The sequence below is a fragment of the Burkholderia sp. LK4 genome (assembly GCF_001043615.1).
Taxonomy (GTDB): Bacteria; Pseudomonadota; Gammaproteobacteria; order Burkholderiales; family Burkholderiaceae; genus Burkholderia; species Burkholderia cepacia.
In genome coordinates, this window is sequence record NZ_LDUL01000026.1 from 71,632 (window position 1) to 96,979 (window position 25,348).

The window sequence follows — 25,348 nt, forward strand, 5'->3', positions numbered from 1 at the left end:
CGATGCGGCCGGACGTGCGGCATCGAACAGGAGATCACGATGAAACGGATCGGCATCGCAGGATGGCTGGCGCTGTTGCTGGCGAGCGCCGCGCTCGCGCAGTCTGGCGACGCCGACGCCCCCGAGGCACGGCGCAACTGGTACAACGATCCGTTCATCGCGCTGTCGCGGGACGTAGCCGAATGCCCGTTGCCGCTCGGCCCGTGGATGACCCGGGCCGAGATGACGGACGACGCGCATTACCGTGCCGAACGCGGCACCACGTGCTGGCTCGCGCACCGCTGCACGAAGCCGAACTCCTACATGTATGACGCACCGATCGCCGACGCCGTGAAGGCGCACTTCGCCGGCTCCGATCGACTGCATGGCACGAGCCTGTGGATCACGGTGCAGCGGCGTTTCATCTACGTCGAAGGATGTGCCGATACGGCGTTCGACCGGCAGGCATTGCAACGTGAGCTCGAGGCGATTCCGGACGTCGAGCAGGTGTTCGTTCGCATCACCGACGATCCGCGCAAGCGCTTGCCGTACAAGGCGCGAGGGCAACCCGGGCGCACGCCGGACTGACGGAGAAAGGGCCGCGCATGGCATACTCGCGACATTCAAAAAAAGGTTGACGGGAAGAACAATGAAACACATGCTTGCGTCGGTCTGTCGGTGGCCTCGGGCGGCCGTTGTGCTGGGTCTGGTTGCCGGGCTCGGCGGGTGTGGCGGCAGCGCGCCGCTGTTCACTTCGGACGGGCGTCCGACTACCCAGGTGCAATGCACCGGCAGCGACTGGAGCAATTGCACGGACAACGCCCGGGCGATCTGCAACGGGGATTTCGAAGTGCTTCAGCAATCGAGCGATGACGCCACGCGAAATCTTCTCTTCGCGTGCAAGAAAAAGAGCGGTTATTGACCTCGAGATAACCGGCTGAGGAGACCACGATCGGGCGAAGCGCTTTTCTGTTTGCTGAGAGTCACCTATTTTTCACGAATAACACTCACGGAGTCCCATCCATATGGCGACCTACAGGCAACTGACCGCGCAGCTCGAACGGCTTCAGCAAAAGATCGACAAGGAACGCGAAAAGGCGATTGCCGATGCGATTGCCGATATCCGCGCGAAAATCGAGGAATACGACATTACGCCGGAAGAGCTCGGGTTCCGTGCGGCAGGGACGGCCGCTGCCGCCGCGAAGCCGAAGCGTACGTCGCCGCCGAAGTACCTGAACCCGAAGACGGGTGAAACGTGGAGTGGCCGTGGACGCTCGCCGACGTGGCTCGGCAAGAATCGCGCGCGTTTCCTGATCAAGGACTGACTCCCGAAAATTCTCACCTTTCGCGTGCCGACCGACGGTGCGAACGGCCATGCGGCCGTCGCACCGTTTTGTTTTTGTGCATTCCGGCGCGATTCCCGACGGCGTATTGAACTGCGATGCCGCGCAATTAACGGATCTCGTTTTGCGAATTCGCTGCGATTCGGCTGCATATCGCGGCGATTTTCGGTAAACAGCGCCGCAATTTCACGGCATATCCGCATTGGCCCGCGCCATTCTCGCGGTGCACGCGCGCCGCGAATTCCGATCACCTTTCGCGTGTTTGCGCGTCGCGCCGTGCAATTCCCGAATTTACTCACCATAGCTCCTGTAAATCCTCACCTTTGACGAAGCGGACACAGCGGCGCGCCGAATGCGAACGCCGCCCGCGTCGAGCGAATGTGGACGCCCGGCGTGCGGCGACGGCTTTCGTGCCCGTGTCACAGGCCCATGGTGCGTGCGTTGACGTCTGTCGAATAGTCGGCCGTCCGGCATATAGGCAGCCGCATGCGCTTCGCCTATGCTTGGGGTTCGCGTCGATCGGTGTACGGCCTGTCCGTGCCGCATGCCGATCGGTCGTCTTTCGTTACCGCAGGGAGCCGATGTGACCGTTCGCCATCTCGATGCGTTGTTCCAGCCCAAGTCCGTTGCGGTCGTCGGCGCGTCGTCGCGCGCGGGCAGTATCGGCGCGATGGTGTGGTCGCGCGTGCTCGACGGCGCGTTCCAGGGGCCCGTGTGGCCCGTCAATCCGAAGTATCGTGACCTGCACGGGCATGCGGTCGTTGCCGATGTCGACCGGTTGCCCGCACCGCCGTCGGTGGCCGTGATTTGCACGCCGCCCGCGACCTGGGCCGGCATCGTGCGCAAGCTCGGCGAGCTCGGCACGCGCGTGGCGGTGATCGTCGGCGAGGCGCGCACGGATGCCGATCGCGCCGCGCTCGATCGCACACTGAAGGCGGCGAAGCCGTTCGTGCTCCGTATCGTCGGGCCGGGCAGCCTCGGCGTGCTGTCGCCCGCACGGCATGCCCATTTCGGCGCACCGGCCTATACGGCGCGATCGGGCGGTGTCGCGTGGGTGTCGCAATCGAACGCGCTGACGAACGCGGTGCTCGGCTGGGCCGACGCACGGGGCCTCGGGTTTTCGCATGTCGTCGCGCTCGGCGGCGAGTCCGACGTCGATGCGGGCGACGTGCTTGACTATCTCGCGAGCGACCCCGGCACGCGCGCGATCCTGCTCGAACTCGATACCGTGCGCGCGGCGCGCAAGTTCATGTCTGCCGCCCGCGCGGCCGCGCGCAACAAGCCGGTGCTCGCATTGCGCACCGGGCGTGCCGATCCCGGCGACGCGCTCTATACGGCGGCGTTCCAGCGTGCGGGGATGGTGCGGGTCGATGCGCTCGACGATCTGCTCGACGAGATCGAGACGCTCGGCGTCGGCCGCGTCACGGCGCGCGGCGCGGCCACGCTCGTGACGAGCGATGCGGGGGTCGCGAAACTCGCGGTCGACGCGGTGTCCGACGTGCGCGACGTACTGGCCGCCTGGCCGCCCGCCGCCACGTCGGCCGTCTCGGCCGCGCTGCCGCATCTCGCGTCGCCCGGCAATCCGCTGACGCTGGGCGACGATGCGCGGCCCGAGCATTTTGCCGCGGCGGTCAAGGCGCTCGCGCCGTTCCCGCAAACGGGCACGCTGTTCGTCGTCCATTCGACTTCCCACAGCGCGCCGGCCGATGCGGTTGCGCACACGCTGATCGAAGCGCGGCAGCACGCGCATCGCGGCATCCTCGCGTGTTTCTTCGGCGCGGTCGACGCGGCGACGCGCGATGCATTGCATGCGAACGGCATTCCCGTGCACACCACGCCGCAGCGGCTCGCACGCGCGTATGCGCGTCTCGTCGACTACAACCTCGGGCGGCAACTGCTGATGCAAACGCCCGAGGGCACGCCGCTGCAGCCGGCCGAGTGCGTTGCATCCGCACAGGCCGACGCGCGCCGGATGGTTGAAGCCGGCGAGCATGAGCTGACCGGCGAAGCCGCGCTGGGCTGGCTGTCCCGTTTCGGCCTGCAGGGCGAGCAGGCCGCCGAGCCGGCCGGCACGAAAGTCGTCGATGTCACGGTCGACATGTACGACGATGCGAACTTCGGCCCGGTGTTTCGCTATGCCGTGCCGCCCGCGGACGGCGTATCGGCGCCGTTCGTCGTCTATGGCCTGCCGCCGCTGAACACCGTGCTCGCCCGCGCGGTGATGGAGCGCTCGCCGTATGCACGCCGCACACCCGTCGAGCCGACGCTCGACGCATTGACGGCGCTGTCGCAGGTCGTCTGCGACGTGCGTGAAGTCGTTGCGATGTCGGTCACGCTGCGCGTGCTGTCCGACCGTGCTCAAGTGATCGCACCGCGTATCACGCTGGCCACGGGCCGCAGCCGGCTCGCGATCATGCCGTATCCGCGCCACCTCGAACAGACGCTCGAGTGGCGCGGCGAGACCGTGACGATCCGCCCGATCCGTCCGGAAGACGAGGCCGCGCACAACGAGCTGCTCGGCGCGATGACGCCGGACGATCTGCGGATGCGATTCTTCGGTGCGGTGCGCAGCTTCGATCATTCGCAGGTGGCGCGCATGACGCAGATCGATTACGACCGTGAGATGGCCTTCATCGTGTCGTTCACCGACGTGTCCGGGCGCGACCACACGCTCGCGGTGGCGCGCGCGGTGGCCGATCCCGACAACGAGACGGCGGAGTTCGCGATCGCGGTACGACCCGACCAGAAGGGCAAGGGGCTTGGCCGGCTGATGATGAACCGGATCATCGACTACGCGCGTTCGCGCGGAACCGCATGGATGATCGGCGAGGCGCTGCGCGAGAACTCGGCGATGATCGCGCTTGCGAAGTCGTGCGGTTTCGCCGTGTCGACGACGGAGGAGCCGGGCGTCGTCGGCTTCAGGATGAAGCTGCAGCCGTAGCGTCCGTCGGCGGTTCGGCGCGTACGGACGCCATATGCCGTCGATGTCCCCGGCTTCCCGGCACGTTGCGGATGTTTCCGGTCACGAATGCCGGGCATTCGAACCGGTCTCGCGAGCGAAACGACGGCGAACGTGTCGCTGCCTGTTCGCGATGGAAACAACGACGCGCATCCGGCAGGCATCGCGAGACGCGTTTCGTTTACCGCGATATCGGTCCCGCAGCGCAGTTTTCCGCGAGGTACCCACACGTATTTGCCGCCGTATTTCAGCCTCGAAAATTCGAGCCTGCCCAAAAGGTGAGATTTTTCGGGAGCCGCCGGTGAGCTTCTCCGGGATGGTCGAGGTGAGCCGATACGGGAGCATTCGGTGAGCCTTCCCGGGAGTGGCCGGTGAGTACCTGCGGGAGGTGTCGGTGAGCCTTTCCGGGGCGCATCGGTGAGGGGCTGCGGGACGTGTCGGTGAGCACATCCGGGAGGCTTCGGTGAGGGTTTCCGGGAGCCTTGGTGAGCTTTTTCGGGAGGGGTGGGTGAGCGCTTGCGGGACGCCAAGGTGAGACTTTTCGGGAGTGTCCGGACGCACGGCTAGCGCAAGCGCAACGCCGGCCAAGGTCGGCGTCATGCAGGGCGCGGGCACGCATGAACCGTGCCCGCGCTTACATTCAGGCAGCGAGTTTCGCCGCCGCGTCGTTCACCTGGTCACGCGAAATCGCGAGTTCCTCGAGGTGCGGATCGGCATAGACGGCGCCGGTTTCGCGCTCGAGGCGGGCGATCGTCAGCGCGCAGCGCGCGATGTCCTTCGGCATCGCGATGAAGCGCTTGACCGATTCGCCGGACGTGAATGCTTCGAACAGCGCGCCGCGCACGTCGTCCGGAAGCGTCTTGGTCCATTGGTACGGCTTGCCGTTGAACGTGATCGTCGGCGGCAGCGTGCGTTCCTTCTTGGTCGCCGTGATGAGCCCGTAGGTGCGGGCCGCGTCGCCGATCTGCTCGGGCGAGAAGAGCTCGTCGGGCGTGATGTCGAACTGCTCGATGTAGTTCTCGATCGCCTGCATCGCGGCGGCACGATCGTCGCGCTTCTTCTGCGCGCGCGCGACGATATCGCGCAGTTCGTCCGCCTCCTCGGGCGTGATCGTGAAGCTTGCCTGCTTCTGCTGAAGTTCGGAGAAACGCTGGAATTCTTGATCGTTCAGAAGTTTGGCCATGACATCCATCGGACACGACGGCCGCGACAACCGGCCGCCGTAGTTTTTGAGAGGGCCGCTATTTTAGCGTAGCGCCGTGGACGCACGATATGGCACCGTCCGTCGCGCCTCGCGCTTCGCGCTTCGCACCGGCGTGATCGCGGGCGGCCGGGATCGGCGCGATCGCGCCGTACCCGGTGCGTTCCGCCGAGCCTGCGTGTCGGCAGGCTCAGCTATGTCAGCAGGTTTCGGTGCGGCACATCGACAGATGGGCGGCCGTTTCGCGCAACCCTTCGACGACCGCGTCGACCGACGGCGCCATGTGCGCATCGATCCGGCGCATGTACGGGCAGGTCAGCACCGCGATCGCATGCCCGGACGGCCCGAGGATCGGCGCGGTCAGGTCGGTCACGCCGTATGCCTGGCGGCTGTCCTGGCGCAGGTAGCCGGCCTGCCGGATGGACTGGCACGCGTACGCGAGTTCCTGCTCGTTCAGCGGCGCTTCGCCCTTGACCTTGCGGTGCTCCGCGAGCATGTGCGCGCGCTGCTCGGCGCCCTGGAACGACAGCATGACCCGCCCCGATGCCGTATCGGCGAGCCCGATGCGCGAGCCGAGCCGGACCGACACCCCCCACGGGCCGGGCCCGTCGACTTGCGCGATCACGAGCAGGTTGCCGCGATCGTAGACGGACAGGTGGCACGATTGTTCGGAGGAATCGGCGAAGCGCTGCATCGGCGGCAGCGCCTCGGCGATCAGCCGGCTCATCGGCGGATGCCGGTGCGCGAGCGAGAACAGCTTGAGGCTGAGCGTATAGCGGTCGCCGCCGGTCGAGCGCATCACGTAGCGGCGCGCGACGAGGCGTTCGAGCATCCGGTAGATCTCGCTCGCGTTGCGGCCGAGTTCCTTCGTGATTTCGGTGCGGGTGAGGCCTTCTTTCTGCTCCGACAGGAGTTCGAGGATGTCGAGACCCTTGTCGAGCGCGGGTGCGCGATAACGGTCGATTGCGCCCATCGATTCCCGTGCGTCGCAGCCGGGAAGCAGGTCGTTGGTTGTTTGCATTGTCGGTGTGAGGTTGGGGGATGACTGTCGATCGATTGGCGACGCACGCTGACCGATTCTGCACTTCGCCTGTGTCGGGCTCGCGTGTGGCGACGCACGCCATCCGTTCGAGCTTAACAACAAACAATTAGTGTGCAATGCAGCGTCTTTTTACCGATCGTTACCTGACAAGAACGGATCAATTCGTTTTCAGGATGACAGGGAAGCCCCGAATACCCGGTATTCATGACAGGTGGCACCGGTTCAAGGTATTCGAAAGGAACTCGGGCGGCGGCGCCGTCCGCGATGCTGCGCCGCAGCGCCCGCGGGGGCACCAATAGTCGGTATCCGTCGCGCGTCATTTCATCGCGCGCGGCCGATGGTACAAAGACTGGCGGGCCAGCGACGGTGCGGCCGCGCGTGACGCCGGCCGGTACGGGCCGGGCCATGGCGCGGGTGCCGGGCCGTCGTCGCCGATGCGCAGACCGGCGGCCGCCCGTTCGATGCGCGCCATACTTCCGTGTGGCGCCACGATCGCTGCGCCCGCGCGACCCTCGCGCGTCGAACGGCATGCCGGATGCGGCGCCGACGCGCGCAATCGACGATCGACAATCAGTCCGGCACGTGGCCGCGAAGGGCCGCGTTCGCCGGTATCCTGTCCCATTCGACAACAGAGGTTGAGCACGATGAAACTGCTTCGCTATGGCCCGTCCGGCCAGGAAAAGCCCGGTATTCTCGACGCGGACGGCCGGATTCGCGACCTGTCGGCGCATGTGCCGGATCTGTCCGGCGATGTGCTGTCCGACGCGGGTCTCGCGCGTCTGCGTGCAATCGATCCGGCCACGCTGCCGCTCGTGTCGGGCGAGCCGCGCATCGGCGCGTGCGTCGGCCACGTCGGCAAGTTCATCGGCATCGGCCTGAACTACGCCGATCACGCGGCCGAAGCCGGCATGCCGGTGCCGAAGGAGCCCGTCGTGTTCGGCAAGTGGACGAGCTCGATCTGCGGCCCGAACGACGGCATCGACATCCCGAAGGGTTCGGTCAAGACGGACTGGGAAGTCGAGCTGGGCGTCGTGATCGGTGCGACCTGCAAGGACGTCGACGAAGCGCGCGCGCTCGATTACGTCGCGGGCTACTGCGTCGTCAACGACGTGTCGGAGCGCGAATGGCAGATCGAGCGCGGCGGCCAGTGGGACAAAGGCAAGGGCTTCGACACGTTCGGCCCGATCGGTCCGTGGGTCGTCACGCGTGACGAGGTGCCCGATCCGCAGCGTCTCGACCTGTGGCTCGAAGTCGACGGCCACCGTTATCAGAACGGCAACACGCGCACGATGGTGTTCACCGTCGCGCAGCTGATCGCCTATCTGTCGAGCTGCATGACGCTGCAGCCGGGCGACGTGATCACGACGGGCACGCCGCCGGGCGTCGGGATGGGCATCAAGCCGTCGCCGGTGTTCCTGAAGGCCGGCCAGAAGGTACGCCTCGGGATCGACGGGCTCGGCGAGCAGTTGCAGAGCACGCGCAACGCGCAGTAAGCGCGTGCCCGGTGCGGGCGGATCGCGGGGCAATCAGCCGCGAGCCGGTCGCGCCGCCCGGCATCGGCGTGCTTGCCTGCGGCGAGCGTCGCGACCGAACCTCGATGCAGCAAAAACAAGGACAAGGGCCCGATTCCGCGCGAGGCGGAATCGGGCCCTTGTCGTTCACCCGCGTCGGTGCGAACCGGATCAGACGACGTTGTCCAGCTCGCAATGGGCTTCGAGCCGATATCCGTCGGGATCGACGACGAACGCCGCGTAATAGCCGGGGCCGTAGTGCTCGCGCTTGCCGGGCCCGCCGTTGTCCTGGCCGCCGTGCTCGAGCGCGGCGCGGTAGAACGCGTCGACCTCGACGGGCGACGCGGCCTTGAACGACAGGTGCAGCCCGGAGTCGGGATCGGCGGCGATGGGGCGAGCCGCATGCTGCAGCCACAGCACCGGCTCGGTCTCGCCGTACCCGATCGAGCCGTCGTCGCTATACAGCCGCTTGTAGCCGAGCGCGCCGAGCGTGCTGTCGTAGAACGTCCGGCTGCGGCCGATGTGGGCGACGCCGAAGGAAAGGTGATCGATCATCTGTGGGCTCCTTGAACTGAAGAGGGGACATCAGTACGGCAAACCTGCCTACAAGCACCATGCCAGCCGCTTGTAGCGGAGCGCGCCGGGTGCGCTGTCGTCGAACACCCGGCTGCGGTCGTTGTGGATAACGCTGAAGAAAAGGCGATCGATCATCTGTGTCTCCTTGAACTGAAAGGGCGCAGTGCGGCCAACCGGTTTTTAACCACCATGCCGGTTATGTTAGAAAGCGTCCGGATGCTTGTCAACCGGCATGCTGGTTAGATACGATCGCGTCATGAGCAAAACGCAACCTTCCGTTACGACGGACTGCCTGATTCCGGCGCTGCCGGAAACGCTGAGCATCGATTTCGCGAATACGCTGTATTGGCGCGGCGCCGACACGCCGACGGAGACCTTCGGGACGCTGGACGACCTGTTGACGTGGTGCCGCGAGCAGGCGGGCGTACCGGCCGGCCTGGCCGACGCGTGTCGGGTGCGGGGCAAGGATGACGAGCCGGCGATGCTCGCGCGCGCGCTCGCACTGCGCGAGGCGCTTTATCGGTTGTTTCATGCGCAGGCCGAGCAGCGCGAGCCGCACGCCGACGATCTGGCGCTGCTCGGCGGCTTCCTGGTGGAAGCGGCGCCGCGCGTTGCGCTGGCGCGCATCGACGGCGCCTATGCGTGGCGGATCGGCGGCGCGGGCGCCACGCTCGAGGCGCTGCTGAGCCCGGTACTGTGGTCGGCGATCGACCTGCTTGGCGGAGCGCGGCTCGCGAAGGTCAAGCGTTGCGCGAACGACGCCTGCCAGTGGCTGTTCATCGACGACAGCAAGAACGGCAGCCGCCGCTGGTGTTCGATGTCGTCGTGCGGCAATCGCGCGAAGGCGTATCGCCACTATCACAAGGTCGACTGACGTTCCTCGTTACGCAGGCGCGCGCCGGCGCGCCGCATCCGGCCTGCCTATTTCACCGACAACTTCCGCCACAGCGTCGTCTTGCTGATGCCGAGCATCGCGCATGCGCGATCGCGGTCGCCGCCGCACGCGTCGAGTACCGCGCGGATCTCGTCGGCTTCCGCGCGACGGCGGCGTGCGTGCAGCGTCTGCGCATCGTCGGCGTCGGCCGCGTCGGGCGGCGCGGCGAACAGCTCGGGCGCGATCGCCTGCAGCGCGTCGGGATCGAGCGTGCCACAGGCGGCGGCCGGATCGTTTTCGTCGGCTTCCTCGGCCAGCTCCACCGCGATCCGCTCGATCACGTTCTGCAGTTCGCGCACGTTGCCGGGCCACCGGTAGCGCGCGAGCACGGCCTGCGTCGCGCCGAGCACGCGTGCGGCATCGTCGGCGTCGCGCAGGCGCTCGGCGAGCCGCGATTCGCGTCGTGCGGCCTGTACGAGCAGCGTGGCCGCGAGCGCCGGGATGTCGGCGGCGCGCTCGCGCAGCGGCGGCAGGCCGACGTTCAGGATGTTGAGCCGGTAATAGAGATCCGCGCGGAACGTGCCGGCCTCGACGGCGGCGAGCAGCGGACGGTGCGTCGCGGCGATCACGCGCACGTCGATGCGGATCGGCTCGGTCGAGCCGAGGCGGATCACCTCGCGCTCCTGCAGCACGCGCAGCAGCCGGCTCTGCAGCGACGGCGGCATCTCGCCGATCTCGTCGAGAAACAGCGTGCCGCGGTGTGCGGCTTCGAACAGGCCGGTCTTGCCGCCGCGTCGCGCACCGGTGAACGCGCCTTCCTCATAGCCGAACAGCTCGCTTTCGAGCAGCGCTTCCGGAAATGCGCCGCAATTGACCGCGACGAACGGGTAGCTGCGCCGCGCGGACAGCGCGTGCAGGCTCTGCGCGATCATTTCCTTGCCGGTGCCGCTTTCGCCGAGCACGAGCACGGTCGCGTCGGATTTCGCGTAGCGGCGCACGAGATCGCGCACGCGCGCCATCGGCGCCGATGCGCCGACCACGTCGTCGAGCGCGTAGCGCGCCGCGAACTGCTGCGTGGTGGGCTGCGAACGCAGTGCGCGGTCGAGGCGTTCGACCGCGCGCGATTCCTGGAACGTCAGCACGCTGCCCGACGTGACGCCGCGATCGACCAGCGGCCCGCGATGCACGACGTAGCGCACGCCGCGCACGGTCGCGAGCGCGTCGCCGTCCTCGCCGCGCAGCGTGCGCAACTCGGGGCGCAGGTCGACGAGCGCGCGGCCGACGGCCGCCGCGGGTTCGACCCCGAGCGCCGACGCAAGCCGCTCGTTGATCGCCTCCACGCGGCCGCGCGCGTCGAGCGCGACCACGCCGTCGCGCAGGTGCTGGAGCAGGTTGTCGAGCCGCTGGCGGCGGAACGCCTCGGCATGCGTCGCGTACGCGACTTCGAGCGCCGTATCGACGGCCTTGCGCACCGACGCGTGCGAATACAGGAACACCGCGCCCATGCCGGCGCTGGCGGCGAGATCGGTGACGAGGCCGGGGCCGACGATCGTCTCGATGCCGCGGTCGCGCAGCTCGTGCACGCAGGCTTCCGCTTCCTGCGCGGTCTGATATGACGCAAACTGCACGTCGAGGCCGTATGCGGCGACGAAACGGCGCACTTCGGGCGGCGTTTCGCCGGCGCTGACGAGCGCGATCCGCGACGCGTCGCGCCGGGCGCGCGCGAGCGCCTGCATCACGTCGAAGCCGGTCGGCGACACGACCACCACGGGCACCTGCGCACGCGTCTTCAGGAAGCCGCCGTTCGAGCCGGCCGCGACGATCACGTCGGGCCGCGCGGTGCCGGCCTCGGCGATCGCGCTGAGCGCATCCTCATAGGCGCGCGTCACGATGCGCACGTCGGCGCGTTCGTCGAATTCGCCGGCGATCTCGCGAAAGAGTTCGCGCAGGCGGCTGATGCCCATCGCCCAGATGCGCGGGCGTGCCGCGCGATCCGCCGGGCCGACGGGCTTGGTCGAGGAGAGGTCCATGACGGTCGATTATGCGCGCGCGATTTCATTTTTGAAACTTGAAATTGCTGAATTGAAATCGCCGGGTGCCGCATCGCCCGTGCCGGTTGCTTAAGAATCAGTGGGTTAGCGACATTCCGCGAGCTGGCCCGGTCCTTGCTGTTATCAGGCATTCCATCAGGAGGCCGTTCATGAGCAACACGCATCTTCAGAGCGCCGGCGCGAAATTCCGCGCGGCAGTCGCGGCCGAGCAGCCGCTGCAGGTGGTCGGCGCGATCACCGCGTACGCGGCCAAGATGGCGCAGGCCGTCGGCTTCAAGGCCGTGTACCTGTCGGGCGGCGGCGTCGCCGCGAACTCGCTCGGGATCCCCGACCTCGGCATCAGCACGATGGAAGACGTGCTGATCGACGCGAACCGGATCACCAACGCGACCGACCTGCCGTTGCTGGTCGACATCGACACGGGCTGGGGCGGCGCGTTCAACATCGGGCGCACGGTGCGCTCGTTCATCAAGGCCGGCGTCGCGGCCGTGCACATGGAAGACCAGGTCGGCCAGAAGCGCTGCGGCCACCGTCCGGGCAAGGAAGTCGTGCCGACCGACGAAATGGCCGACCGCATCAAGGCCGCGGTCGATGCCCGCACCGACGACCAGTTCGTGATCATGGCGCGCACCGACGCGGCCGCGGCCGAAGGGATCGACTCGGCGATCGAGCGCGCGGTGGCTTACGTCGAAGCCGGCGCGGACATGATCTTCCCGGAAGCGATGAAGACGCTCGACGACTATCGCCGCTTCAAGGCGGCCGTGAAGGTGCCGATCCTCGCGAACCTGACCGAGTTCGGTTCGACGCCGTTCTTCACCACCGACGAACTGCGCGAGGCGAACGTCGACATCGCGCTGTACTGCTGCGGCGCGTATCGCGCGATGAACAAGGCCGCGCTGAATTTCTACGAGACGGTGCGTCGCGACGGCACGCAGAAGGCGGCCGTGCCGACGATGCAGACGCGCGCCGAGCTGTACGACTTCCTCGGTTATCACGAATACGAGCGCAAGCTCGACGAGCTGTTCGCGCAGGGCAAGAAGTAACGCGCCCGCGCGCCGGGCACGATTCCCGGAACGACTTGCATGAAACCGGGCCGCGCGCACCCGTGCCGCGCCCGGCGGACATGACACCCCCGATATACATTGGAGAACGGAAACATGAGCGAGACGAAAGACGCAGCAGCACCGGCCGCCGCAGGCGCATTCAAGCCGAAGAAGTCGGTGGCGCTGTCGGGCGTGACGGCCGGCAACACGGCGCTGTGCACGGTCGGCAAGACCGGCAACGACCTGCACTATCGCGGCTACGACATTCTCGACGTCGCCGAGTCGTGCGAATTCGAGGAAATCGCGCACCTGCTCGTTCACGGCACGCTGCCGAACCTGACCGAACTGGCTGCGTACAAGACCAAGCTGCGTGCGCTGCGCGGCCTGCCGAACGCGCTGAAGGCCGCGCTCGAGCAGATCCCGGCGTCGGCTCACCCGATGGACGTGATGCGCACGGGCGTGTCGGTGCTCGGCACCGTGCTGCCGGAGAAGGACGACCACAACCTGCCGGGCGCGCGCGACATCGCCGATCGCCTGATGGCATCGCTCGGCTCGATGCTGCTGTACTGGTATCACTTCTCGCACAACGGCAAGCGCATCGAGACCGAAACCGACGACGACTCGATCGGCGGCCACTTCCTGCACCTGCTGCACGGCAAGACGCCGTCGAAGTCGTGGGTCGAGGCGATGCACACGTCGCTGATCCTGTACGCGGAGCACGAATTCAACGCGTCGACGTTCACCGGCCGCGTGATCGCGGGCACGGGCTCGGACATCTACTCGGCGATCACCGGCGCGATCGGCGCGCTGCGCGGGCCGAAGCACGGCGGCGCGAACGAAGTCGCGTATGAAATCCAGAGCCGCTACAGCTCGCCGGACGACGCCGAAGCCGACATCCGCCGCCGCGTCGAGAACAAGGAAGTCGTGATCGGCTTCGGCCACCCGGTCTACACGATCTCCGATCCGCGCAACAAGGTGATCAAGGGCGTCGCGCACAAGCTGTCGAAGGAAGCGGGCGACCTGAAGCTGTACAACATCGCCGAGCGCCTCGAATCGGTGATGTGGGAAGCGAAGAAGATGTTCCCGAACCTCGACTGGTTCAGCGCGGTGTCGTATCACATGATGGGCGTGCCGACCGCGATGTTCACGCCGCTGTTCGTGATTTCGCGCACGTCGGGCTGGAGCGCGCACATCATCGAGCAGCGCATCGACAACAAGATCATCCGCCCGAGCGCGAACTACACCGGTCCGGAAGACCTGCAGTTCGTGCCGATCGAGAAGCGCTGAAACGCCCGCCGCGCGCGCCGGTGCCCGTGATGCGGGCCGCCGGCGCGCGCGGAACGTCTTACCCCGAATTCCGCCCCACATCATGAATACCGCCAACCGCAAACCCCTGCCCGGCACGTCGCTGGACTATTTCGACGCGCGCGCCGCGGTCGACGCGATCGCGCCCGGCGCGTACGACACGCTGCCGTACACGTCGCGCGTGCTCGCCGAAAACCTCGTGCGCCGTTGCGATCCGGCGATCCTCGCCGATTCGCTGAAGCAGATCATCGAGCGCAAGCGCGAACGCGACTTCCCGTGGTTCCCGGCGCGGGTCGTGTGCCACGACATCCTCGGGCAGACGGCGCTCGTCGACCTCGCGGGCCTGCGCGACGCGATCGCCGATGGCGGCGGCGACCCGGCGAAGGTGAACCCGGTCGTGCCCGTGCAGCTGATCGTCGACCACTCGCTCGCCGTCGAGTGCGGCGGCTTCGATCCGGACGCGTTCGCGAAGAACCGCGCGATCGAGGATCGCCGCAACGAGGATCGCTTCCACTTCATCGAGTGGACGAAGAAGGCGTTCGAGAACGTCGACGTGATCCCGCCGGGCAACGGCATCATGCACCAGATCAACCTCGAGAAGATGTCGCCGGTGATCCAGGCGCAGGACGGCGTCGCGTACCCGGACACCTGCGTCGGCACCGACAGCCACACGCCGCACGTCGACGCGCTCGGCGTGATCGCGATCGGCGTCGGCGGGCTCGAAGCGGAAAACGTGATGCTGGGCCGCGCGTCGTGGATGCGCCTGCCCGACATCGTCGGCGTCGAGCTGACCGGCAAGCGCCAGCCCGGCATCACCGCGACCGACATCGTGCTCGCGCTGACCGAGTTCCTGCGCAAGGAAAAGGTGGTCGGCGCGTATCTGGAATTCCGTGGCGAAGGCGCGGCGAGCCTCACGCTCGGCGATCGCGCGACGATCTCGAACATGGCGCCCGAATACGGCGCGACGGCCGCGATGTTCTTCATCGACGGCCAGACGACCGACTACCTGCGCCTCACCGGCCGCAGCGACGAGCAGGTGAAGCTCGTCGAGACCTACGCGAAGGCGGCGGGCCTGTGGGCCGATACGCTGAACGATGCGCAGTACGAGCGCACGCTGACGTTCGACCTGTCGAGCGTGGTGCGCAACATGGCCGGCCCGTCGAACCCGCACAAGCGGCTGCCGACGTCCGACCTCGCCGCGCGCGGGATCGCCGGCCAGTGGGAAGAGAAGGCGGGCGAGATGCCCGACGGCGCGGTGATCATCGCCGCGATCACGAGCTGCACGAACACCAGCAACCCGCGCAACGTGATCGCCGCGGCCCTGCTCGCGCGCAACGCGAATGCGCGCGGCCTCACGCGCAAGCCGTGGGTGAAGAGCTCGCTCGCGCCCGGCTCGAAGGCGGTCGAGCTGTACCTGGAAGAAGCGAACCTGCTGCCCGAACTCGAGAAGCTCGGCTTCGGCATCGTCGCGTTCGCGTGCACGACCTGCAACGGGATGTCGGGTGCGCTCGACCCGAAGATCCAGCAGGAGATCGTCGATCGCGACCTGTACGCGACGGCCGTGTTGTCCGGCAACCGCAACTTCGACGGCCGCATCCACCCGTATGCGAAGCAGGCGTTCCTCGCGTCGCCGCCGCTCGTCGTCGCGTATGCGATCGCCGGCACGATCCGCTTCGACATCGAGAAGGACGTGCTCGGCCACGATCAGGACGGCAAGCCCGTCACGCTGAAGGACATCTGGCCGACCGACGAGGAGATCGACGCGATCGTCGCGTCGAGCGTGAAGCCCGAGCAGTTCCGCAAGGTCTACGAGCCGATGTTCGCGCGCAGCGCCGATGCGGGCGAGCGCGCGGCGCCGCTGTACGACTGGCGCCCGCAGAGCACGTACATCCGCCGCCCGCCGTACTGGGAAGGCGCGCTGGCCGGCGAACGCACGCTGCAGGGCATGCGCCCGCTCGCGGTGCTCGGCGACAACATCACGACCGACCACCTGTCGCCGTCGAACGCGATCCTGCTGGACAGCGCGGCCGGCGAATATCTCGCGAAGATGGGCCTGCCGGAAGAAGACTTCAACTCGTACGCGACGCACCGGGGAGACCACCTGACCGCGCAGCGCGCGACCTTCGCGAACCCGACGCTGATCAACGAGATGGCGGTGGTCGACGGCGCGGTGAAGAAGGGCTCGCTCGCGCGCGTCGAGCCGGAAGGCAAGGTCATGCGGATGTGGGAAGCGATCGAGACGTACATGAATCGCAAGCAGCCGCTGATCGTCGTGGCCGGCGCCGACTACGGCCAGGGCTCGTCGCGCGACTGGGCCGCGAAGGGCGTGCGGCTCGCGGGCGTCGAGGCGATCGCCGCCGAAGGCTTCGAGCGGATCCACCGCACGAACCTGATCGGGATGGGCGTGCTGCCGCTCGAGTTCAAGCCCGGCACGAACCGGACGACGCTCGGCATCGACGGCACCGAAACCTTCGACGTGATCGGCGAGCGTACGCCGCGTGCCGACCTGACGCTCGTGATTCATCGCAGGAACGGCGAGCGCGTCGAGGTGCCGATGACGTGCCGGCTCGATACGGCGGAGGAAGTGTCGATCTACGAAGCGGGCGGCGTGCTGCAGCGTTTCGCGCAGGACTTCCTCGAATCGCAGGCAGCCTGACCGGCGCACACAGGGATAACGCAAACATGGCTCACATTCCTCAAATCAGGATTCCCGCGACCTATATCCGCGGCGGCACCAGCAAGGGCGTGTTCTTCAGGCTGCAGGACCTGCCGGATGCCGCGCAGGCGCCGGGCGCCGCGCGCGACGCGCTGCTCTTGCGCGTGATCGGCAGCCCCGATCCGTACGGCAAGCAGATCGACGGGATGGGCGGCGCGACGTCGTCCACCAGCAAGACGGTGATCGTGTCGAAGAGCACGCGGCCGGGGCACGACGTCGACTACCTGTTCGGGCAGGTTGCGATCGACCGCGCGTTCGTCGACTGGACCGGCAACTGCGGCAACCTGTCGGCGGCGGTCGGCCCGTTCGCGATCAGCGGCGGGCTCGTCGATCCGTCGCGCGTGCCGCGCGACGGCGTCGCGACCGTGCGGATCTGGCAGGCGAACATCGGCAAGACGATCGTGGCGCACGTGCCGATCACGAACGGCGCGGTGCAGGAGACGGGCGACTTCGAACTGGACGGCGTCACGTTCCCGGCCGCCGAAGTGCAACTCGAATTCATGGACCCGGCCGCCGAGGAGGAAGGCGCGGGCGGCTCGATGTTCCCGACCGGCAACCTCGTCGACGATCTCGCGGTGCCGGGTGTCGGCACGCTGAAGGCGACGATGATCAACGCGGGCATCCCGACGATCTTCGTCGACGCGGAAGCGATCGGCTATACGGGCACCGAGCTGCAGGACGCGATCAACGGCGATGCGAAGGCGCTCGAGAAGTTCGAGACGATCCGCGCGCACGGCGCGCTGCGCATGGGCCTGATCGACACGCTCGATGAAATCGCGACGCGGCAGCACACGCCGAAGATCGCGTTCGTCGCGAAGCCGGCCGATTACGTCGCGTCGAGCGGCAAGCGCGTGAATGCGGGCGACGTCGACCTGCTGGTGCGCGCGATGTCGATGGGCAAGCTGCACCACGCGATGATGGGCACGGCGGCGGTCGCGATCGGCACGGCCGCGGCGATCCCCGGCACGCTCGTCAACCTGGCGGCGGGCGGCGGCGAACGTAACGCGGTGCGCTTCGGGCATCCGTCGGGCACGCTGCGCGTCGGCGCGGAAGCGCAGCAGCAGGAGAACGGCGAGTGGACCGTCACCAAGGCGATCATGAGCCGCAGCGCGCGCGTGTTGATGGAAGGCTGGGTGCGGGTGCCGGGGGATGCGTTCTGACAGGTATCAGAGCTCCACGGCATCAACACCGTTAGGCATGGCCGCCGCGCTGTTGTCGGCGTCGGCGGTCCAGTTCGTCGTGCTGGTCGATCAGGTCGAGAGCCAGCGCAAGCAGGTCGCGCTGGTAGGTGTATCGTTGGACGATCACGTTCAACATGACTCCGCCGATCGCGAGGCCACCGAGAAAAGCAGCACCATAGAGAAACGCGTTCTGCTGCCAAGTGTTTTGTAGGCTCTTGAGCGTGTTGAGCGTTGCCCATCCCATGCTGCCGAGTGCAAGAATGGCAACCTTATCCGCGCCGCCCAGAAAGAAACCGAGGCGATCCCTGATTCGCGCAATTTGGATGGACAGCCATGCGTCGGTTCTTTCGAGCATTTGCCGATCGAATATCAGCAGCTTTCTTGCTTGCGTGGAGTCGTGCTCGATCTCCAGAATCAATCGCTTCAGGGAATTGTGTTTGAAGCGGACGAGCATCACCGCGGCGGGAATAATGTCGACGACGAGTGATAGCAGCGCGAGGATCGTCGTGGCGATACCAATGAAAAGAGCCACTGTGAGCCAGCCGCCTTGAATCGGGTGGACAAATTTGACCCACCCAGCGAAGCCCAGCAGGATCGCAAATAGCGCCACCCCGGTCCATCTGCATACGGCTGCGATACGTGCCACCCATTTGTCGAACGCAGTTTGCATTGCTTGCGGGGGCAGTTGCTTCATTCCGTCGAGCATTTTCAGGATTTTGAAGAACGCGTTATTGGCGATGGTCATTCATTTTCCTCGGATCAAATTGGATGGAATCGGGGTGCGAAATGTCGATAATTGATGCGCCGGGGCGGTATGGTCAATGCGTCGATGAAATTGCGCACGCCGCGGCAATGATCCTTCGCGGGCAGAACCGTGGCGGAAAGTCAACGAGTGGAAGTGGGCCGCATATCGCCACTACGTCCCCCGGCCCGGTTTGCCTCTGTGCAAGGAGCCCCGTATGTCAATGCATTCCCCTCTCGCCGGCATCCACATCGTCGAATTCGAAGGTCTCGGCCCCGGCCCGCTCGCGGGCTGGATGCTTGCCGGGATGGGCGCGCGGATCACGCTGATCGCGCGACCGGCCGGCCGCACGAGCGCGCCGGACGCATTGAAGGCCCGCGATGGCGACCTGCTGCGCGCAGGCAAGACGATCGTCGAACTCGACCTGAAGTCGCCGGCCGGCCGCGAGGCCGCGCTCGACCTGATCGCGCAGGCCGATGCGCTGATCGAGGGCCTACGACCCGGCGTGATGGAGCGGCTCGGTCTCGGGCCCGATGACTGCGCGCGCCGCCACCCGAAGCTCGTGTACGGGCGGATGACGGGCTGGGGTCAGCACGGCCCGCTCGCGGCCGCGGCCGGGCACGACCTGAACTACGTCGCGCTGACGGGGCTGCTGTCGCTGTCGGCACCGAACGACGGCCGGCCGGGCCTGCCGCCGACCGTCGTCGGTGATGCGGGCGGCGCGCTCGGGCTTGCGTTCGGGATCGTCTGCGCACTGTTCGATGTGCGCGGCGGCGGGCCGGGGCGCGTGGTCGACGGCGCGATCGTCGACATCGTGTCGATGCTCGGTTCGCTTGCATTGTGGGCGCGTGCGAACGGTCAGCTCGACGGCGCGCAGCCGAGCCTCTTCCACGATGCGCCGTTCTATGACGTGTATCGCTGCGCGGACGGCGAATGCGTGACGATCGGCGCGCTCGAACCGCCGTTCTATGCGCTGCTGGTCGAGCGGCTCGGGCTGACCGACATCGATCCGGCGTCGCAGTACGACCGCGCACGCTGGCCCGCGCTGAAGGCGCGTTTCGCCGACGTGTTCGCGCAGCAGCCGTCCGCGCACTGGCGCGCGCTGCTCGAAGGCACCGACGCGTGTTTTGCACCGGTGCTGAGCGTGGCCGACGCGGTCGCGCATCCGCATAACGTCGCACGCGGGATCTATCGAACTGATGAGAACGGGAACGTGCGGGCGCGGGTGGCGCCGCGCTTTTTGCCGCTGGGGGGAGATGAGGCAGATCCGGCGTAGTGTGCAAGTCGTTCCGGTCTGGCGCTTGCGAAACCGCGTTTCAGCCCGGTAACGGCGAATTCAAACGGTGCTAATTTTGGTGCTAAATTTTGCATCAAATAGAGTACAATCGATGCCTTGTTGAAGAAGGAGTCGACATGCCTCACACCATTCTGGCCAGCGTGACCGCGAGCGTTTCGGAGCTGAAACGGAACCCGATGGGGACGGTCGCGGCAGGAGAGGGGTTTCCGGTCGCGATTCTGAATCACAACGAGCCTGCGTTCTATTGCATCCCGGCGAAGACGTGGGAAGCCATGGTCGAACGTCTGGAAGACATCGAAGACAATGCGTTGGCCGATTCGCGCGCCAAGGAGAAGGTCGTCAAGGTCAAGCTGAATGACCTTTGAGCTTGCCTTTCTCGAACCTGCATTGAGGGAGTGGAAGAAGCTCGATCGCACTGCTCGCGATCAATTCAAGACCAAGCTTGCCGAGCGGATCGAGAATCGTCGCATCCCGTCGGCCAAGCTGCATGGCCACCCGGATCGCTACAAGATCAAGCTGCGCAGCGTCGGTTACCGGCTTGTCTACGAAGTGCGCGATGCGGAAGTCGTCGTTCTCGTCGTCGCAGTCGGGCGACGTGAGCGCGATGCAGTCTATCTTGCTGCGATGAAACGTTAGAGCGGGACGCGCTGTACAGGTGTGCGGTCTTGCTGCCATGCTCGGCGATTGGGTTCGAGTTCACGCACGTCGTTCGGCGTGCCGACAATCGCTTCAGGCCGTCTCCTCCGGCGCATCCGGCATCTTCCCGTCGCCGACGCGGTTGATCGTGCCTTGCGCGATCGCGACGAGCCGTTCGTGATCGCCGTCGATGACGAACACGTGACACTGGCAGGTCGCCTGGTGCCGGCCCGCGTACACGAGCTTCGCGCGCGCGACGAGCGTGCCGTTCACGGCCGGCCGCAGGTAGTTGATCTTGTATTCGGCCGTAATCACGCGCGGGCCCAGCACGAGCGCGCCGGCGAACGTCAGCGCGTTGTCCGCCAGGTAGCTGATGACGCCGCCGTGCACGAACCCGTGTTGCTGCCGCAGTTCCTCGCGCACGGGCAGGCACAGCGACACTTCGTTGTCGCCGATATGCATCAGCTCCGTGCCCAGCAGCATGCTGAACGGTTGCGCGCGCAATGCGCCGCGCGCGTGATCCGTGATATCGGTCATCGAACTTCCTTCGCAATGAGTGCCCGCTTGCGCTGAACTCTAGGAAGGGGGCTGCGGATAAGCAAGGAAATTCGTCCGCATTTCGTGCAAATTCCGGCGCGATGCGACGCGATTATTGCGTCGAATATCGAAGATCCCCCGGTTTGCCGGCGATTCCGCGGGAATGCACGAGCAACGTGAACTTTGCCGTCTCCCGGTCCTAAAGTCCGACGAAGAAATGCCGCTAATGCCGGGGCATTGCCTCATCGTCCGCTTTCCAGGAATCTCCCCCATGTTCGGAAAAATCAAGCTCGCGTCGGGTCTGCTCGGCGTGTTGACCGTGTTCTGCCTTTTCCTGTTCGCGATCGAGGCGCTCGGCTTCTGGGCGCTCACGTCGACGCGCAGCGGCGTCGACGACCTGTCGAACGTCGCGATCACGCAGGTCGGCGCGGCGAGCCAGGCCACCCAGCAGCTGCTCGACGCGCGCATCAACCTGTCGCGCGCCGGCACGCGGATGGTGCGCGGCGGCCCGAAGCCGGACGACATCATCCGCCATGCCGGCGCTTCGCTCGCGGAAGCCGACAAGGCGTTCGCCGCGCTGACGGCCGTGCAGCCGGTCGACGAGACCAACCGCGCGCGCGTCGCGGCGCTCACCGAGCGCTATCGCGCGCTGCGCGGCGCGCTGGGCGAACTCGTGCAGTTCCTCGACGCCGACAACATCCAGGCATTCCTCGACCAGCCGACGCAGAGCATCCAGGACGCCTATATCGCCGAGCTGCGCCGCTTCACCGACTACGGCGGCACATCGAGCCGCTCGGCGCTCGATACGATCGACGGCGGCATGCTGTGGTTCAAGTCGGTCGGCATCGTGCTGCTGGTGGCGATGCTCGTGGCGAGCGCGGCGATCTACGCGGCCGCGCGGCGCGCGGTCGTCGCGCCGCTGGAGGAAGCCGGCCGCCATTTCGAGCGGATCGCGCAGGGCCGGCTCGATGAAGTCGTGCGGGCAGGCGGCGTGTTCGAGATCGATCGGATGCTGCGCGGCCTCGCGACGATGCAGACGAGCATCGCGGGCACCGTGCGCACGGTGCGCCAGGCATCCGATGCGATCCACCTGGGCGCGGGCGAGATCGCGGGCGGCAACGCCGACCTGTCGGCGCGCACCGGCACCCAGGCCGCGTCGCTCGAGGAAACGGCCGCGAGCATGGAGGAGCTGACGGCAACCGTCCGTCAGAACACCGACAGCGCACGCGCGGCGAGCGCGCTGGCCGACGCGGCGCTCGAGGCGACGAGCCACGGCGGCGGCGTGGTCGACAGCGTGATCGACCGGATGCGCGGCATCGCGCAGAGCTCGGGGCGGATCGCGGAGATCATCTCGGTGATCGACGGCATCGCGTTCCAGACCAACATCCTGGCGCTGAACGCGGCCGTGGAAGCCGCGCGGGCTGGCGAACAGGGCCGCGGCTTTGCGGTCGTCGCGGGCGAAGTGCGCTCGCTCGCGCAGCGCAGCGCGCAATCGGCGAAGGAGATCAAGGCGCTGATCGAGGATTCGGTCGCGCAGATCAACGGCGGCGCGGAGCTCGTCGAGCGCGCCGGCGAAGCGATGCGGACGGTGTCGACGTCGATCACGCGCGTCGTGCAGACGATGTCCGAGATCACCTCGGCGTCGGTCGAGCAGAGCGTCGGGATCGAGCAGGTGAACCAGGCCGTCACGCAGATGGATCAGCTCACGCAGCAGAACGCGGCGCTGGTCGAGGAAGTCGCGGCGGCGGCCGCGTCGCTGAACGACCAGACCGCGCACCTGATGCAGGCCGTGTCGGTATTCGAACTGGGCGATGGCCGTGCCGCGCGCGATGAACGCGCGGCGGCGTCGTTCGCCGGGACGGGTTACGAACCGGCCGGCAGCGCCGCGTAGGCGGTCGCGAGGTGGTAGGGCGTCGTCGACGGCATGTCGGCGCGCGACACCTGCCCGTCGGCCGTCTTGCACTCGAACCAGCCGCGCGGATGCAGGAAGCGCGCGGCGAAGCGCTCGATCTGCCGCGCGAGCGGCGCGGAGGCCGGCGTGCCGCCGTGCGTCGCGAGCGCGCGCAGGTACTCCGTCTGCGCCCAGATCCGCTGCGTGCCGTCGACGCACGCACCTTGCGCATCGAGCGCCGCGCAGACGCCGCCCGTCCGCGGATTGACGCCATATTGCTCGGCGAACGCGAACGCGCGCGACAGCGCGGCGGGGAGCCCGGTCTGCGCGAGCCGCGCACCGGCCGCATCGACCAGATAGAACCATTCGAACTGATGGCCGGGTTCGAAACGGTTGTCGGCCGCGCCGAGCGGCAGCTCGGCCACGCAGCCGGTCGCCGCGTCGACGAACGTGCGCTCGACGGCCTGCGCGGTGCGCGCGAGCGCATCGTCGAACGCGGTGTCGCCGAACGCATCGGCGGCCGCGAGCCACGCTTCGGTCAGGTGCATCAGCGGATTCTGCAGCGCGCCGCTGCCGGATGACGAGAAATCGGCGTGGCGGGCGGCATCGAGCAACGCGTCGCCGTGGCGCGGTGCGAAGCGGTCCTGGATCAGCGCGGCGGTTTCTTCTGCCACCGTACGCGCAGCGGCTTCGCCCGATGCTGCATACCAGGCGGCACACGCGAACACGATGAATGCGTGCGTATAGAGATCCTTGGTCGTGTCGAGCGGCGCGCCCTGCGCGTCGACGCTGTAGATCCAGCCGCCGTGGCGCGTGTCGCGAAAGCGCCGGCCCAGCGCGTCGAACAGCGTGGCTGCGTGCGCGGTGTCGCCGGCCTGCGCGAACACGAACAGTTGCCGTGCGCACGCCATTGCGCGATAACGGGTCACGGGCAGCGGCGCGTGGGTGGCCGGATCGACGGCTTCGAACGGCAACTGCAATGTCTGGTCGAACCCCGAACCCCGCCAGATCGGCAAGACGACGTGCGCGAAATGGTGGCGCAGCTGGGCGGCCTGGGCGGAAGCGGAGTCGGAAACGGACATGACGGGGTTGAGCGCTGGGTTCGAAACGTGTCGGCGCGGCCCGGAGGATCGGCGCGGCCGGGGCCAAGGATAAAACATTCCGCGCGGCCGGCACCAAAAAAAGGAGATAAATCGCATGCTGAGCAACCTGGAACTCGTGATGCGGCTCGTTCTCGCGGCGGCGCTCGGCAGCGTCATCGGCTTCGAGCGCGAGCGCCTGTCGTGGGCCGCCGGCCTGCGCACGCACATGCTCGTCTGTGTCGGTTCGACGCTGATCATGATCGTGTCGGCATTCGGTTTCGCCGACGTGCTCGGCAGCAGTGAGCACATCGTGCTCGATCCGTCGCGGATCGCCGCGCAGGTCGTGTCGGGCATCGGCTTCCTCGGCGCGGGTTCGATCCTGCTGCGCGGCGAGATCGTGCGCGGGCTGACGACCGCCGCGAGCCTGTGGTCGGTCGCCGCGATCGGCCTTGCGGTGGGGGGCGGGCTGTACGTCGCGTCGATTTCGGCGACGATCATCATCCTGATCATCCTGGCCGGCATCAAGCCGCTGGAGCGGCGCTATTTCACCGTGCGGCAGCGCCGCCAGGTCGCGCTGACGGTCGTGAGCGGCGCGCTGAACTTCGATTCGCTGCACGCGGCGCTCGGCCCGGACAGTGCGCGCGTGAAGCAGTTCATCGTGCAGCGTGCCGACGACACGGGCGAGCACGACGAGGTGCGCATCGCGCTCGCGCGGGTGTCGGCGCTCGAATACCAGGCGATCTGCGACAAGCTGCGCGCGCTGAAGGGCGTGACGCGTTTTGAAGAGGGCAACGGGCTGCCGGGCGACGAATAGGCTGAATCGGCAACGGGGCATGCGACAATGGCCGACCACCGATTCCGTTCGACATCCGGTTCCGTGTTCGCGGGCCCCGCTATCCGATCTCCATGACCGAATCCGTTTCCTCGCCTCGCTCCCGTTCCCGTTCCAATCGTTCATCGGCCCGTTCCCGCCAGCGCTCGGCTGCTGCCGCGGGGAGTACGTCCGCGAGGGCGACGGCGCGGTCCGGCAGTGCGCCGGCCGCCGACGCGTCGCGGGACGAGCGCACGCTCGACCTGTTCGGCGATCCGGTGTTCGAGCCGGGCGAGCGCGCGCCGGTTGCGGTTCGCGACGAAGCGGGTGCGCAGGTCGATGCAGCGGCCGATATCGCGGACGACGTGGCCTCCGGGCGGCAGCCCGCGCTGGACGGGTTCGGTGCGCGGGAAGGGGCGGGCGCGGCGGCACATGCGGAAGCGGTAGAGGGCGCGGTGACGCCGGAAGTCGCGACGGTGACCCATGGCGTTTCGGTGCCGCAAGGGGAGGAGGTTGCAGATGCCGACATCGTGCCGGCCTCCGGGGCTGTTGCGATGAAGGCGGTCGATAT

22 protein-coding genes and 1 pseudogene are annotated in these 25,348 nt (G+C 67.2%); 16 read left to right on the top strand and 7 right to left on the bottom strand.

From position 1 onward, the window contains the following. Positions 1-39: 39 nt before the first annotated feature. From VK92_RS13680 to VK92_RS13695, 4 genes are all read left to right on the top strand, one after another. Positions 40-567 carry a BON domain-containing protein gene (locus VK92_RS13680; protein ID WP_048023818.1) on the top strand — a complete coding sequence of 176 codons (528 nt, stop codon included), beginning with the start codon at positions 40-42 and terminating at the stop codon, positions 565-567. Between the two features lie 61 nt (positions 568-628). Next, positions 629-901, top strand: coding sequence for a hypothetical protein (locus VK92_RS13685; protein WP_048023821.1), 273 nt, complete (start codon positions 629-631; stop codon positions 899-901). 103 nt (positions 902-1,004) lie between these two features. Further along, on the top strand, positions 1,005-1,304 hold the full coding sequence (locus VK92_RS13690) for an H-NS histone family protein (RefSeq protein WP_021159650.1): 300 nt from the start codon (positions 1,005-1,007) through the stop codon (positions 1,302-1,304). A 601-nt stretch (positions 1,305-1,905) separates the two neighbouring features. Beyond that, positions 1,906-4,263, top strand: a complete 2,358-nt coding sequence (locus tag VK92_RS13695; protein WP_048023823.1) for a GNAT family N-acetyltransferase — start codon at positions 1,906-1,908, stop codon at positions 4,261-4,263. A gap of 658 nt (positions 4,264-4,921) precedes the next feature. Here VK92_RS13695 and VK92_RS13700 read toward each other — a convergent pair. Next, the gene (locus VK92_RS13700) at positions 4,922-5,473 is read right to left on the bottom strand and encodes a hypothetical protein (protein WP_042975149.1); all 552 of its coding nucleotides are present in this window, start codon (positions 5,471-5,473) and stop codon (positions 4,922-4,924) included. A 208-nt stretch (positions 5,474-5,681) separates the two neighbouring features. Continuing rightward, entirely contained in the window at positions 5,682-6,503 is an 822-nt protein-coding gene (locus VK92_RS13705; protein WP_048023825.1) for an IclR family transcriptional regulator, read from the bottom strand. A 665-nt stretch (positions 6,504-7,168) separates the two neighbouring features. Between VK92_RS13705 and VK92_RS13715 the strand changes: the two genes are divergently transcribed. Continuing rightward, positions 7,169-8,017, top strand: coding sequence for an ureidoglycolate lyase (locus VK92_RS13715; RefSeq protein ID WP_048023827.1), 849 nt, complete (start codon positions 7,169-7,171; stop codon positions 8,015-8,017). A gap of 189 nt (positions 8,018-8,206) precedes the next feature. Here VK92_RS13715 and VK92_RS13720 read toward each other — a convergent pair whose 3' ends face one another. Then, positions 8,207-8,590 (bottom strand): VOC family protein, encoded by a 384-nt coding sequence (locus VK92_RS13720; protein ID WP_021159659.1) that lies wholly within the window; start codon positions 8,588-8,590, stop codon positions 8,207-8,209. A 253-nt stretch (positions 8,591-8,843) separates the two neighbouring features. Here VK92_RS13720 and VK92_RS13725 point away from each other — a divergent pair, with 253 nt between their 5' ends. Beyond that, positions 8,844-9,485: a CGNR zinc finger domain-containing protein gene (locus VK92_RS13725; protein ID WP_048023828.1), complete on the top strand. Its 642-nt coding sequence runs from the start codon at positions 8,844-8,846 to the stop codon at positions 9,483-9,485. Positions 9,486-9,532: 47 nt separating this feature from the next. On the opposite strand, the gene prpR is transcribed toward VK92_RS13725, so the two are convergent. Then, the gene (gene prpR / locus VK92_RS13730) at positions 9,533-11,515 is read right to left on the bottom strand and encodes a propionate catabolism operon regulatory protein PrpR (protein WP_048023830.1); all 1,983 of its coding nucleotides are present in this window, start codon (positions 11,513-11,515) and stop codon (positions 9,533-9,535) included. A gap of 170 nt (positions 11,516-11,685) precedes the next feature. Here prpR and prpB point away from each other — a divergent pair, with 170 nt between their 5' ends. From prpB to prpF, 4 genes are all read left to right on the top strand, one after another. After that, the gene (gene prpB / locus VK92_RS13735) at positions 11,686-12,579 is read left to right on the top strand and encodes a methylisocitrate lyase (RefSeq protein ID WP_048023832.1); all 894 of its coding nucleotides are present in this window, start codon (positions 11,686-11,688) and stop codon (positions 12,577-12,579) included. A 114-nt stretch (positions 12,580-12,693) separates the two neighbouring features. Continuing rightward, positions 12,694-13,866: a bifunctional 2-methylcitrate synthase/citrate synthase gene (gene prpC, locus VK92_RS13740; protein WP_031400290.1), complete on the top strand. Its 1,173-nt coding sequence runs from the start codon at positions 12,694-12,696 to the stop codon at positions 13,864-13,866. An 82-nt stretch (positions 13,867-13,948) separates the two neighbouring features. Further along, entirely contained in the window at positions 13,949-16,540 is a 2,592-nt protein-coding gene (gene acnD, locus VK92_RS13745) for a Fe/S-dependent 2-methylisocitrate dehydratase AcnD (RefSeq protein WP_048023834.1), read from the top strand. A 26-nt stretch (positions 16,541-16,566) separates the two neighbouring features. Then, on the top strand, positions 16,567-17,760 hold the full coding sequence (gene prpF / locus VK92_RS13750) for a 2-methylaconitate cis-trans isomerase PrpF (protein ID WP_048023835.1): 1,194 nt from the start codon (positions 16,567-16,569) through the stop codon (positions 17,758-17,760). Positions 17,761-17,791: 31 nt separating this feature from the next. Here the strand turns inward: prpF and VK92_RS13755 are convergent, their stop codons facing one another. Beyond that, positions 17,792-18,526, bottom strand: a complete 735-nt coding sequence (locus tag VK92_RS13755) for a hypothetical protein (protein ID WP_048023836.1) — start codon at positions 18,524-18,526, stop codon at positions 17,792-17,794. Between the two features lie 214 nt (positions 18,527-18,740). Between VK92_RS13755 and VK92_RS13760 the strand changes: the two genes are divergently transcribed. The 3 genes from VK92_RS13760 (at position 18,741) to VK92_RS13770 (ending at position 20,456) form a co-directional block, all read left to right on the top strand. Further along, on the top strand, positions 18,741-19,799 hold the full coding sequence (locus tag VK92_RS13760; RefSeq protein ID WP_048023837.1) for a CaiB/BaiF CoA transferase family protein: 1,059 nt from the start codon (positions 18,741-18,743) through the stop codon (positions 19,797-19,799). Between the two features lie 137 nt (positions 19,800-19,936). Continuing rightward, positions 19,937-20,185: a type II toxin-antitoxin system Phd/YefM family antitoxin gene (locus VK92_RS13765; protein ID WP_048023838.1), complete on the top strand. Its 249-nt coding sequence runs from the start codon at positions 19,937-19,939 to the stop codon at positions 20,183-20,185. Next, the gene (locus VK92_RS13770) at positions 20,175-20,456 is read left to right on the top strand and encodes a type II toxin-antitoxin system RelE family toxin (RefSeq protein WP_048023839.1); all 282 of its coding nucleotides are present in this window, start codon (positions 20,175-20,177) and stop codon (positions 20,454-20,456) included. The genes VK92_RS13765 and VK92_RS13770 overlap by 11 nt, the downstream gene beginning before the upstream one ends. Positions 20,457-20,549: 93 nt before the next feature. Here the strand turns inward: VK92_RS13770 and VK92_RS13775 are convergent, their stop codons facing one another. Beyond that, positions 20,550-20,993: a PaaI family thioesterase gene (locus tag VK92_RS13775; protein WP_011353771.1), complete on the bottom strand. Its 444-nt coding sequence runs from the start codon at positions 20,991-20,993 to the stop codon at positions 20,550-20,552. Between the two features lie 271 nt (positions 20,994-21,264). Between VK92_RS13775 and VK92_RS13780 the strand changes: the two genes are divergently transcribed. After that, positions 21,265-22,884 carry a methyl-accepting chemotaxis protein gene (locus tag VK92_RS13780; protein WP_048023840.1) on the top strand — a complete coding sequence of 540 codons (1,620 nt, stop codon included), beginning with the start codon at positions 21,265-21,267 and terminating at the stop codon, positions 22,882-22,884. Here VK92_RS13780 and VK92_RS13785 read toward each other — a convergent pair. Further along, positions 22,857-23,966 (bottom strand): AGE family epimerase/isomerase, encoded by a 1,110-nt coding sequence (locus VK92_RS13785; protein WP_048023841.1) that lies wholly within the window; start codon positions 23,964-23,966, stop codon positions 22,857-22,859. The genes VK92_RS13780 and VK92_RS13785 overlap by 28 nt on opposite strands. A gap of 115 nt (positions 23,967-24,081) precedes the next feature. Between VK92_RS13785 and VK92_RS13790 the strand changes: the two genes are divergently transcribed. Both VK92_RS13790 and VK92_RS42895 read left to right on the top strand, forming a co-directional pair. Next, complete coding sequence (locus tag VK92_RS13790) at positions 24,082-24,780, top strand: MgtC/SapB family protein (protein WP_021159681.1); 699 nt, start codon at positions 24,082-24,084, stop codon at positions 24,778-24,780. Positions 24,781-24,872: 92 nt separating this feature from the next. After that, a pseudogene (locus tag VK92_RS42895) lies at positions 24,873-25,348 on the top strand (flagellar hook-length control protein FliK); the annotation flags it as partial.